The sequence below is a fragment of the Mangrovibacterium sp. genome, from assembly GCF_059905295.1.
Genome location: NZ_JBZQJF010000304.1, coordinates 1 through 11,397, shown reverse-complemented (window position 1 = coordinate 11,397; position 11,397 = coordinate 1). Strand labels below are relative to the sequence as shown.

11 protein-coding genes are annotated in these 11,397 nt (G+C 44.2%); 7 read left to right on the top strand and 4 right to left on the bottom strand.

Annotation, left to right across the window (positions count from 1 at the left end):
* The first annotated feature begins 397 nt into the window (after positions 1-397).
* The 7 genes from AC37HE_RS15335 (at position 398) to ggt (ending at position 7,457) form a co-directional block, all read left to right on the top strand.
* Positions 398-721: a hypothetical protein gene (locus AC37HE_RS15335; RefSeq protein ID WP_500783735.1), complete on the top strand. Its 324-nt coding sequence runs from the start codon at positions 398-400 to the stop codon at positions 719-721.
* Between the two features lie 140 nt (positions 722-861).
* Complete coding sequence (locus tag AC37HE_RS15330; RefSeq protein WP_500783733.1) at positions 862-1,179, top strand: hypothetical protein; 318 nt, start codon at positions 862-864, stop codon at positions 1,177-1,179.
* A 50-nt stretch (positions 1,180-1,229) separates the two neighbouring features.
* Positions 1,230-1,667, top strand: coding sequence for a VOC family protein (locus AC37HE_RS15325; protein ID WP_500783732.1), 438 nt, complete (start codon positions 1,230-1,232; stop codon positions 1,665-1,667).
* Between the two features lie 3 nt (positions 1,668-1,670).
* On the top strand, positions 1,671-2,108 hold the full coding sequence (locus AC37HE_RS15320) for an SRPBCC domain-containing protein (protein WP_500783731.1): 438 nt from the start codon (positions 1,671-1,673) through the stop codon (positions 2,106-2,108).
* A 186-nt stretch (positions 2,109-2,294) separates the two neighbouring features.
* Complete coding sequence (locus AC37HE_RS15315; RefSeq protein ID WP_500783730.1) at positions 2,295-3,758, top strand: TlpA family protein disulfide reductase; 1,464 nt, start codon at positions 2,295-2,297, stop codon at positions 3,756-3,758.
* Between the two features lie 441 nt (positions 3,759-4,199).
* Positions 4,200-5,492: an alpha/beta hydrolase gene (locus AC37HE_RS15310; RefSeq protein WP_500783729.1), complete on the top strand. Its 1,293-nt coding sequence runs from the start codon at positions 4,200-4,202 to the stop codon at positions 5,490-5,492.
* Positions 5,493-5,765: 273 nt separating this feature from the next.
* A complete protein-coding gene (gene ggt, locus AC37HE_RS15305) occupies positions 5,766-7,457 on the top strand; it encodes a gamma-glutamyltransferase (protein ID WP_500783728.1) in 1,692 nt (563 codons plus the stop codon).
* Positions 7,458-7,494: 37 nt separating this feature from the next.
* On the opposite strand, the gene AC37HE_RS15300 is transcribed toward ggt, so the two are convergent.
* The 4 genes from AC37HE_RS15300 to AC37HE_RS15285 all read right to left on the bottom strand — a co-directional run.
* Entirely contained in the window at positions 7,495-8,061 is a 567-nt protein-coding gene (locus AC37HE_RS15300; protein ID WP_500783727.1) for a 1-acyl-sn-glycerol-3-phosphate acyltransferase, read from the bottom strand.
* A 129-nt stretch (positions 8,062-8,190) separates the two neighbouring features.
* Positions 8,191-9,867, bottom strand: a complete 1,677-nt coding sequence (locus tag AC37HE_RS15295) for a glycoside hydrolase family 28 protein (protein WP_500783726.1) — start codon at positions 9,865-9,867, stop codon at positions 8,191-8,193.
* A gap of 119 nt (positions 9,868-9,986) precedes the next feature.
* Complete coding sequence (locus tag AC37HE_RS15290; protein ID WP_500783725.1) at positions 9,987-10,976, bottom strand: pectinesterase family protein; 990 nt, start codon at positions 10,974-10,976, stop codon at positions 9,987-9,989.
* Positions 10,977-11,084: 108 nt separating this feature from the next.
* Positions 11,085-11,397: pectinesterase family protein (locus AC37HE_RS15285; RefSeq protein WP_500783724.1), on the bottom strand; the 313-nt coding region annotated here is incomplete at its 5' end.

Sequence of the window (11,397 nt, the reverse complement as noted above, 5' to 3'; positions counted from 1 at the left end):
CTCAACTATAGAAATACCTCAATAACAATGCGCCTGTAATCCCAACAACGAGGCGAACAAAAATGCTTACCCAATAACAATTTACAACAAGGCATTACCAAACGCAGAGGCCACGACTAAAAATCATGGCCTCTTTTATTTCCCGGGCCTTTTGAATAGCATAATTTAAATTGACTCTAAATAAAAAAGGTGGTAATTTGTATCCTATAAACAGGCAAGAGGTTGAAACAGATTCAATTCAACTTCGCTCGATTGAAAAATCAGCGAACGTTCCCTAGTACAGATTTGCAGTAGAAAGCCCAGGTTCACAAGCTGATAATTAAGGCCTATCGTGATTAACGAACACAATTAACAGTGTCCTGACTGACACTAATGTTTAATCATAATACCTTGATAAATGGGATATTTAAATGAAAAAGAACGACGCGATTTTGTTGTTCATGTTTACACCACCGTGGAGGAAGAAGCCGCCCGCCTTGCTGCTGCCGGTTTCGACCCTACCAATCGGACAACTGATTTAAAAACAAAGTCGGCAACAGCAACAACAGCCGAGGTTGCACAGCAGAAGGCACAGGCCGAATCGTTAAAAGCAACCAAGTTGGCCAACGAAACGCTGAAGCTGGCCTACGACGATGCTTCGTCGCTGGTAAACCTGCTTGAAGGCTTACTAGGCAAAGACGATGAGTTGGTACACAAACTACGACAATTCAGGAATAGGTAAACCTGAAGGATACGCTAAAAAGCCCGACCGGTACTACCAGTCGGGCTTTTTAGTAGCCTGAAACCAACAAATAAGCCGCAGCGTAGAAGCCTCACCCGACATCAGATAGCCTTCATCTGACATCGGATCATCATCATCCGGTGAAAGATCATCATCATCTTACACAAGATCATCGCGATCCGGTAAAAGATAGCCTTGCCAACCCGGGTTGGCGACCTTATCCGACACCGGACAGCCTTCATCTGATACCGGATTATCATTATCCGGTAAAAGATCATCATCATCTTACACAAGATCATCGCGATCCGGTAAAAGACAGCCTTGCCAACCCGGGTTGGCGACCTCATCCGACGCCGGACAGCCTTCATCTTACATCGGATCGTCTCGATATTTCGAAAGACAGCTTCGCCAACCTGAGCTGGAAACAGCATCCTTTTTTGATTTCCTTCCGTAATTAAGGAATAGTAGCAGATTCGTTATCAATGTTGAACGACTAAATCGAACGATCATGGCAAAAGTGAGTGTTTACCTAAACTTTAACGGAGAGGCTGAAGAAGCTTTCGCATTTTACAAAGAAGTCTTTCAAACGGAATACATCGACCCGATCTCCCGCTTTTCGGATGTTCCCCCGGAAGAACACATGCCCGAGCTTTCGGACGACGATAAAAAGCTGGTGATGCATGTTTCGCTGCCCATTACCGGCGATTTTGTACTCATGGGATGCGATGCACCTTCCTCAATAGGCATGAAAGCCAATGTTGGCAATAATATTCACCTAAACCTGCAACCCGACAACCGCGACGAAGCCGACCGCCTGTTCAATGCGCTGGCAGAAGGCGGCAAGATTACCATGCCTCAAGGTGAAATGTTTTGGGGTGCCTATTACGGTAGCCTAACCGATAAATACGGAATTCATTGGATGATTAATTGTCACGCAAAAGATTAGATTATGGAACCAACAGAAGCGAAAACAAAAATAACCGTCAACACAACAATAGAGCGGCATATCAACGATGTGTGGCATCATTTTACTGATCCGGCATCTATCAAACAATGGAACCATGCATCGGATGACTGGCACTGCCCGGCAGCGAAAAACGAACTGGCTGATGGCGGTCATTTCTGCTATACCATGGCAGCCAAAGACGGCAGTATGCAGTTCGATCTGGAAGGAATATTTACAGAAGTGGAACCACGAAAACGCCTGAGATACGAGCTTACCGACGGTCGGAAAGTATCCGTTTATTTTCAGGAAACACACAATCACACCAATATTATTACAGCCTTCGAAGCCGAATCAACGAATCCGACCGACCTGCAAAAGCAAGGTTGGCAAGCCATTCTGGATTCCTTCAAACAGTTTGTAGAAGAAGCCGTAACACTTTAGTTCAATCATCCGACTAGAAGCCCTTCTATGCTTTCGAACTTTTCTTAAATGATGTTAAAAATATTTCACCACTTTATTTTAAACTAAAGTTTTAGTAGTTTTAACAATCTATTTTTCAGGATTTTCAAAAACATAACATCTACGCATCCTGATTAATAAATTCTATAATTATTAAAATGAAAAACCATGAAACGAACCTTTCAAATCCTTGCTGCCGTATTTTTAATGGCAGCCTGCAGTCAGCAACCCGCTCCCCCAAAAGCAATCATTTCCGGAAAAGTAAAAACACCCGGGGTTAAGGAGGTCAAATTCCAATACCTGGTTGACAATCCAATCACAGCCATTACTGGTAGGAAAAGCTACGAGGCTCCCGTCGACAGTTCCGGAGCGTTTTCAATTGAGATTCCTGTACAGCGCTTAACCAACGGGCAGATTCACGCGGGAAGATACTACCATCAGATTAGTTTTATGCCCGGTGACCAGTTCAAAATTGAGATTGATGGAGATACAATCAATTATACAGGCCCCGGAGCAGAAAAGAATAATTTCAACTATGCCATTGAAAAAGACCACGTTTGGAATCGCTCCTTTTACAAAGCCTATAATAAAGGCAAGTTAACTCCGGAGGAATTTGTAAAATGGATGCAGGACTTTAAACAAAAGCGTTCGGACTATCTTGCTGCTTACCCCGGAAAACTAGCCCCGGAATTTTCGAACTTCTTTGCCCAACAAACCGAGGCCATCTACGACCAGCTCCTTATCCGCTACCCACGCAGGTATGCCTATGCAACAAAAACGCCACTCGATTCATTAGTGCTTCCAACTACATACAACAACTTTAAGCATTTCAGCCAACTCATTGATGAATCAAAAACTGACATTCCCGAATACTATGAAAACATAGAAAGCTTGATTTATAAAAAAGTTCCTGAAGTACTTCTGGCAGACTCGAGTTTAAAGATACCGCAAGTCTACCAAATACTTTTACTCGATTCGTTAAGTGGGAAAACACAGGAATACACTATGGCGAATTGGATTTGCAATAGTATTGCCCACAACCCGCTGGACAGTGTGATCTACGAAAAATTCCTAAGCCTGAATCCTGATGAGCTGGCTGCAGGGGAAGTTCAGAAAGCACTGGATAAATACAATGCCAAGCAAGCTCTAATAGGTCAACCGTTGAACAAAGAGTTTGCTGAAACCATGGTTGAAGACTCCACCGGAGCACGTTTTACCTTTGGTGAGCTATTGGATCGCTACAAAGGGAACATCGTTTACCTCGACATTTGGAGCCTCAACTGCGGTCCTTGCCGCGCAGCGATGCCAGCGTCGCACGCCATGCACGAACGGATCAAAGATCTTCCTATCGCAATGGTTTACATAGCCCAGGATGCTCCCCGCCCCGATGTTTGGCAAAATATCTTTAAGGTATCCGAGGGTACCACAAACCGTTTCCGCATGGTTGACTACGAATGGGGAAGCTCACCCATGCTCAAGTTCATGGAGATTAGCTATGTGCCCTGCTACATGATCTTTGATAAAGAAGGGCGTTTACTCGACTACTCAGCTGACAGACCTTCCAATGCTCACGGAGGTATTTCCCCTATAGAGAAACGCCTGACAGAACTAGCCGGAAATAATTCGATATAAACTAAATGTCTGCAAGTAAAGAGCGGTTGTCTTATGGAAGACAGCCGCTCCTTTTCTGTGAAAGTCTTTTTCAAGTTTCAAGTTTTAAGTTTCAAGTTCCGGGACAACCCACCAACTTCAGATAACAAGGACAACCTGATGTTTGAAAAACTTTCAACTTTCATCTCTGTTGGTGATTCCCGGGAATCATGTCTATTTTTTGCTATCAGCAACCTTCCTGATCAATTTGAAATAGCTTAATTCTATCTCCAGCTCCAGTGCAATCCATTTCCCTGTTCCATTTCTCATGCCCTCTTCTGCTTAACGTCTATCCGGACATTTAAAATTCAGGGCACAAGGCTTTCTGCACAGATGGTGTCTTTTCCGTAAAACTCGCAACAATCCCTCAACATACAGGAAGCTGTTGCGTATACCTCCGTTACACTATCTAAATGAAAAAACATGAAATCTACTGTTTTAACAAAGGGAAGATTACTGGCAATCTTTCTCGCCTTTTTTAGCTCAGTATTCTTATTGGGATGCCAGGAAGACTTATTGAATACCGAAGAAGTTCAGAACAGTTCGTTGAAAAACGGCGAACTCGTTACCGCTAACATGGAAGGGACCTTACCGGGAGGAGCAATGTACGAAATTGATCTTCCCCCAACGTGGAACCTTCTTCCGGTAAAGTTACTCATTGTATATGCCCATGGCTATGTTGATGTTACGAAACCGGTAGCATTACCAGCCGACCAAATACAGGGGACTGAAATAAAAGACATTCTACTGAACGGCATTAACTACATGGAAGGAACGTTGCCCATCGGTTATGCTTCAACCAGCTACCGCGCCAATGGCTTAGTGGTGCTGGATGCCGTTGAGGACATCAAACAGTTAAGAGCTCAAATTCAAGAATCCTTTGCAACATCAGCCTATGCTCCACCTGATGCCATCCTGCTCGCGGGTGTTTCTGAAGGAGGATTAATTACCGTTCTTACCATTGAGCAAAATCCCGGCTTATTCAGTGCTGCTATCGCCACTTGCTGTCCAATCGGGAATTTTTACAAACAGCTCCATTATTATGGCGATGCGCACGTATTGTTTAAATATTTCTTTGGCCCCAGCTTCAACGACATCAATATTGGAAGTCCCAAGGGAGTTTCGAAAAATACGATGCTTGCCTGGGAAGATGGTTCCCTGAAAACGGCAATTGCAGAAGCGCTCCAAAACGATTACCTGTATAACGGCGGAAATAAGATCCGGCAATTTATTGCCTGCGCCAATATTCCGATCAATGTTGAAATGCAGGCTCTCCAACCCGAATTCACGATCCAGGCAATTTTGGAGGTCCTGCGGTTTCCAATTATGGCGACCAATGATGCGATCGAACGATTGGGCGGAAATCCCTACAATAACAAATATCCACCTACCCAATACACCGGCTCCGATAACGACCGTAAATTAAACCTGACCGTAGAACGGGTATACAGAAACACCTGGGAACAAGCCAGTGAGGAAATAAAGAAGTACGAGACTACAGGCTTTTTATACACTCCTTTGATATCGCTACACACCGAGTTTGATCATGTTTCATTATTCATTCAACAGGAATGGTACAAAGAAAAAGTTGGTGACAATCCTTTATTTATCGCTGATCCGATCCTGAACAGATACGGACATTGCAATTTTACAATCGAAGAAATCAACCAGGCAATTGTACAACTTTTAACGTCGTTACAGCAGCCACCGGTATAATAAGCAGGTATTGTTTCCTTTGAAATTAGCAGCTTACCTCAATGCGATCTTCCAGAGAAAGACACATTGAGGTTTGTTTTTGAACAGCCTTCATGCGGTTGGATCTTTTTAGACTAGTAAAGTCGCTGCATATCTGTTTAGACGCGAAGTGAATTTAACAACATTCTTCAACCAGCAATCGTAAGTTATTATCTGTTTTACAAAACCTGTTTTAATCCAATACAATTGACTATTTTTATTAGCCAGCAACAGCTATAGTCAAAACCTATCCTCATGAAAAAACAAGCGCTCTTCTTTGCTTCTATTTTGATATCAATCCAATTATTTGCCCAAGACCGGGTCACCGGGCTTCCGTTTGCCACACGCAGCGAAGTAATTGCACAGCACGGGATGGCCTGCACCAGTCAGCCTCTGGCAACACAGGCGGCACTCGACATCCTTAAAGCAGGTGGAAATGCGATCGATGCAGCCATTGCCGCAAATGCCGTACTAGGCCTTGTAGAACCCACTGGTAGTGGTATGGGTGGCGACCTGTTCGCGATTGTATGGGATGCTAAAACAAAAAAACTATACGGACTGAATGCCAGTGGTCGTTCTCCCTACGACCTCACCTTAGCGTACTTCAAGGAAAATGGTTACACCAAGATACCTCCCTTTGGACCGTTACCGGTTTCAGTACCAGGCTGTGTTGATGGCTGGTTCGAACTGCACAACAAATTTGGGAAACTCCCCATGCAGGATGTGCTAGCACCGGCAATCTCATACGCTGAAAACGGCTTCCCGTTAACTGAACTAATCGCCTACTACTGGGGACGAAATGCCCAATTTTTAAGTCAATATCCGGGAGTTGAAGAGATCTTTATGCCTGGAGGTAAAGCACCGAAAAAAGGAGAAATTTTTAAGAACCCCTATCTGGCCAACACGCTCCGACTGGTAGCTGAAAAAGGCCGCGATGTATTTTACAAAGGCGAGATTGCTGAAAAAATTGTAAAATATGTTCGCGAACAAGGAGGTTTCCTTAGCATGCGCGACTTTGAGGAACACCATTCCGACTGGGTTGAGCCAATCTCTGTGAACTACCGTGGTTATGATGTTTGGGAACTGCCCCCCAACGGACAAGGAACCGCAGCTTTGGAAATGTTGAACATTCTGAAAAACTTTAACATCGCAGCGATGGGCTTTGGATCAGCCGATTATATCCATCATTTTGTAGAAGCCAAAAAACTGGCGTTCGAAGACCGAGCCAAGTACTATTCCGATCCGGATTTCAATGAGCTCCCCATCAAACAACTTATTTCGGAAGAATACGGCAAGGAACAGGCGGCCATGATTGATCCCGACAAAGCAGCCCGCAGCTACCCGGCTTGGGGAATGGAGCATGGCAATACGATTTACTTAACTACGGCCGACGAGGAAGGCAACATGGTATCCCTCATTCAAAGTAATTTTCGTGGCATGGGCTCAGGTATGGCCCCCGGAAAACTTGGATTTATTTTGCAAGACCGTGGAGAACTATTCTCGCTCGAGGAAGGACATATGAATGTTTACGCACCGCACAAACGCCCCTTTCACACCATTATTCCGGCTTTTATCACCAAGGATGGAGAACCATTCCTAAGCTTTGGTGTAATGGGTGGTGATATGCAGCCTCAGGGACACGTGCAAATCATCTGTAATATCCTCGACTTTGGAATGAACATACAGGAAGCCGGTGATGCACCCCGCATTCAACATACCGGTTCGAGCGAACCAACAGGCGGAGAACGAATGACGAATGGTGGCCGGGTGACCCTCGAAAGCGGCATAGCTTACGAAACCATCCGCGAGCTAATGCGCAAAGGTCATAAAATTGGCTACGACTACGGTCCTTACGGCGGATACCAGGCCATCAGGTGGGATCCAGTAAACAAAGTCTATTATGGGGCTTCCGAATCACGCAAAGACGGGCAAGCAGCCGGATATTAATAAGGTTAGTAAACTACAGACAAGTCATGGAGGCTTTCTATCCTCTCATCCGCTCTTGCTCCACATGAAGCGAAAACTGGTCAGGATTTTTGCCTTTTACATCCCGGTAAATTTCGCTGATCTGCTTCATCACATACTCAAAATCGGAGGTATCGTAAATGATTTTATCAATCCCCATTTCTTTTTTGCTGTAGTCAATTGTAGTAACCACAATCGGGACATTGGCCTTTCTTGCCATATGGTAAAATCCTTTATTCCACTCGGTTCGTTTAAAAATCCGACCTTCAGGCGATATAACGGCATGGAGTTCGTCGGCATCAGTAAGCATTTGCGAGACCTGGTAAATCGCATTCTTGCCTTTTACACCTCGTACAGGAAGTGCACCCAACAAGCGCATAATAAGACTCATTGGGAAAAAGAAAAGCTCCTTTTTTGTTAATAATTTGAACTTGATTCCAAGCTCCGTAAAAGCCATCTTCCCATAGTAAAAGTCGCAATGGGCCGTATGCGGTGCGAAAATCGTAACTGATTTTTTCAGTCCGGCAAAATCTCCCTTAATCTTCCAACCTTGCAATTGTAATATTTTTCCTGCTATCGTATTCATCCTGTTCGAGATATAAAATGTGGCGAAGATAGGAAATCCAATCTAAACTTCATTTTGTTCATCAAAAAAAGGTGCTCTCCAAAGAGGAGAACACCTTTATTAAATCTATCCAAAAACCGTAAATCTTTCTTAATTCGCCAGGTGAACTTCATTCTTAATGGCCGGTAAAACCTCCATATCCTTGTCTGTCAAAGTATGGTCAGCCATATTCAACTGAATATTTTTGGTTGTTGTTCCGCCAATCTTGAAAAGCTCGTCGGCACCGGTCGTCTTAAAGCCTTCAAAAGTCATATCCTGACTATTCGACAACACAGCTGCCACACCTCCCTTATCCAGGTGAAGAACCACATTCTTAAAATCAATTTTTGAAGCGTAGTTAATACCAATTCCTTTGTCGGACTTGATTAGCATATCTTCAAACTGAATATTCTGAACAGGCATTTCGGGAATACCTACAATTTTAACAGCTTGTTTAGCACCGTCGCAATAAATGTTTTTGAAGTACATATTCCGGAAAACAGGCGTTTTTTCTGACACCGGAGCAGATTCAATAATCAAGTCACCGGTGATCGGATCCTCGGAAGGTGATTTACCCGCATAAAACAGGTTGAAACGAATCGCTTCAGTTGGAATATGACTCATCCGAATATCTTCCATCCAGATATTTTCAACGACACCACCGCGACCACGCGTACTTTTAAAGCGTAAACCGCAATCGGTTCCGATGAAAGTCAGATTTTTTGCATACAGGTTACGCACACCTCCCGACATTTCGCTCCCAAGTACAAAACCACCATGACCATGGTAAACCACACAATCTTTAATCACGAATAACTCGGTTGGTTTACCACGCTTGCGGCCGTCCTCATCTTTACCCGATTTAATACAGATGGCATCATCACCCACATCGAAGCTACAGTTATCGATGATACCAATGCGGCAGGATTCCAGATCCAGTCCATCACCGTTTTGAGAAAACCAAGGGTTGCGGATGTTCAGGTTGCGAAGTGTTATATGCTCACACATCAACGGGTTTACATTCCATGCTGGTGAGTTCTGGAAAGTCACACCTTCCAGTAAAACCTTTTTACATTCCACCAGGCTCACCATTACCGGGCGCAGGTAACGTTTGAAAGGTTCCATATTCTCGATGGTCCACTCTTTGGGTAATTGATCTTTATGCTCATTACCGATCATGGATGCTTCCGAAGGATACCATTTCCGATCGTCAACAACCACACCTCCGGAGTTCACAAATGCTTTCCATTGATTCGCTGTCAACTTTTCCTTTTTCACCTGACGCCACTTACTGCCATCACCATCAAAAGTACCTTGACCGGTAATCGCAATATTTTCCAAGTTGCGCCCCATAATCGGCGATTCACAACGAATTTCGCTTAAACCTTCAAAGAATGAGTTGATCAATTTATACGCACTCAGATCGGCTGTAAACTGAATATACGCGCCATTGGCAGTATGCAGGTTCACATTGCTTTGCATGTAAATTGGTCCTGTCATCCAAAGACCCGGAGGAATTAGCACTACACCGCCACCGGCTTCCGAGCATTTTTTGATCGCCGTGTTAATCGCGTCTGTCACCAGGCTATGATCATTTGGTACAGCACCAAAATCAACAATATTGAAGGTGTCTGCTTTAAAAGAAGGCACCTGCACCTCCGGCATATCAAATGGCAAGTTCAACCCCGCAGTTGGAGAAGCTTCCGGCTTGACCGTTGCTTTAGGTTGACAGGCAACCAAAGCAGACAAGACCAGGCTTGCCGTTAAATAAAGAAATTGTTTTTTCATAGATAAATAGTGTATTGAGTTTTAGTGTCAATATTTTGTGGTCGCATATCGTCATTAAATTGTCCGGCCTTGTTCAAGCACCTCAACTCTGCTGCTCAAACAAACAACGAACAAAGGACTTATTGTGCTGGATTCCAGTTATCGGAATCACTTTTTGTGCGACTTGCAGTGCTAAAAATATTTGCAATGGTATAGGCTTTTGCCTGTTTCTTGTTTAATTGATGTGCCCAGGGTACGCGAGTAGAAACCCGAGCTCCGGCACCTTCACATTCGTATTCCGCATAAAAAGCAGTTTGGTCTCGGTCTGTTTTGGCCCAGTTCGACCAACCTTCTGGCAGAATATGGTCGCCCAGGTGGCAGTGCAGATAAACGACCTTGGCATAAGCACGCCATGGACGCCCCAGGTAACATTTCTCCACATCTTCGTCTGCAGTCAGCCTACAATTCATAAACACATAACCAAAGGGTTGAATTTCGGGTGTACTGGCTGCAGTTACATACGAATCACTTTTGCTATTGATCGTACAGCCGTCGAAAATGGCAATAGCGTCACCAAAAATAAAATCGGTTGTCCCTTCAATGAAGCAATCCTTATAGTACTGACGACGACCTTCACCTGCAGCATAAAGCGTATCCTGGTGACCCAAGATCCGGCAATTTCGGAACTCGCAACGATCACCTTCAACATGCAAAGCAACCGCCTGACCAACAGGACCGGCTGTATTGGCAATTGTCAAATCTTCGGCTGTAAAATCATTGGCTTCTACCTTCAAGGTATAGGTATGAAACGTGCTGTTACGGCCCAAATCAATCTTATTAAAGTAATCATCATAAGTGATGATGGTTTCTTCAGCTCCTTCACCTTTCAGCGTCAGTTTATTATTCCACGAGTACACTCGTACTTTCTCTTTATACACTCCTTTTTTGATGTGAATAACGATCGGTTTATCAGGGAAAGCTTTTGTTGCGTTAATTGCTGCCTGAATTGTTGTAAAATCGCCGCTGCCATCTTTAGCAACAGTCATTTCATATTTTACATCAGCATGGCTGGTTGCCCAAAAGCCCATTACGGCAATACAAAGCAACATGATTTTTTTTACCAATTTCATCTCTTTATATTTTCAATGTAAGTTTCTGCATTATTCCTTTAGAGCTGCCCAACAATGATTGACCAAGCCTGTTGGATCCCCGGGTTACTCCAATTCCCCGCGGGGCACTTATAATTTAGGCACCCAATCGCCATCGAAAGCCGGAGAAACAGACGCCGCTCCAAAAATATTTTTCAGCGTATACACCTTCGCTTGCTCATCGGTTAACTGATGAGACCAGGCTGCGCGAGCATCGGCATTAGCACCGGGTCCTGTACTTTTATACTCGGCATAAAAAGTCGTCTTCTCATTACTTTCTTTCCCCCAATTATTCCAACCTTCAGGTTTGATCTGTTTATCCAACCGGCAGTTCAGGTACACGACATTGGAATACGGGCGCCATGGACGGCCCAGGTAGAAGGTATTCGCATCAGCATTACCG

Bases quoted from the DNA above. Each gene is read 5' to 3' on its own strand.
- AC37HE_RS15315 (WP_500783730.1), top strand. From the start codon at position 2,295: ATGAAACGAACCTTTCAAATCCTTGCTGCCGTATTTTTAATGGCAGCC.
- AC37HE_RS15295 (WP_500783726.1), bottom strand. From the start codon at position 9,867: ATGAAAAAACAATTTCTTTATTTAACGGCAAGCCTGGTCTTGTCTGCT.
- AC37HE_RS15290 (WP_500783725.1), bottom strand. From the start codon at position 10,976: ATGAAATTGGTAAAAAAAATCATGTTGCTTTGTATTGCCGTAATGGGC.
- AC37HE_RS15325 (WP_500783732.1), top strand. From the start codon at position 1,230: ATGGCAAAAGTGAGTGTTTACCTAAACTTTAACGGAGAGGCTGAAGAA.
- AC37HE_RS15300 (WP_500783727.1), bottom strand. From the start codon at position 8,061: ATGAATACGATAGCAGGAAAAATATTACAATTGCAAGGTTGGAAGATT.
- AC37HE_RS15310 (WP_500783729.1), top strand. From the start codon at position 4,200: ATGAAATCTACTGTTTTAACAAAGGGAAGATTACTGGCAATCTTTCTC.
- ggt (WP_500783728.1), top strand. From the start codon at position 5,766: ATGAAAAAACAAGCGCTCTTCTTTGCTTCTATTTTGATATCAATCCAA.
- AC37HE_RS15335 (WP_500783735.1), top strand. From the start codon at position 398: ATGGGATATTTAAATGAAAAAGAACGACGCGATTTTGTTGTTCATGTT.
- AC37HE_RS15320 (WP_500783731.1), top strand. From the start codon at position 1,671: ATGGAACCAACAGAAGCGAAAACAAAAATAACCGTCAACACAACAATA.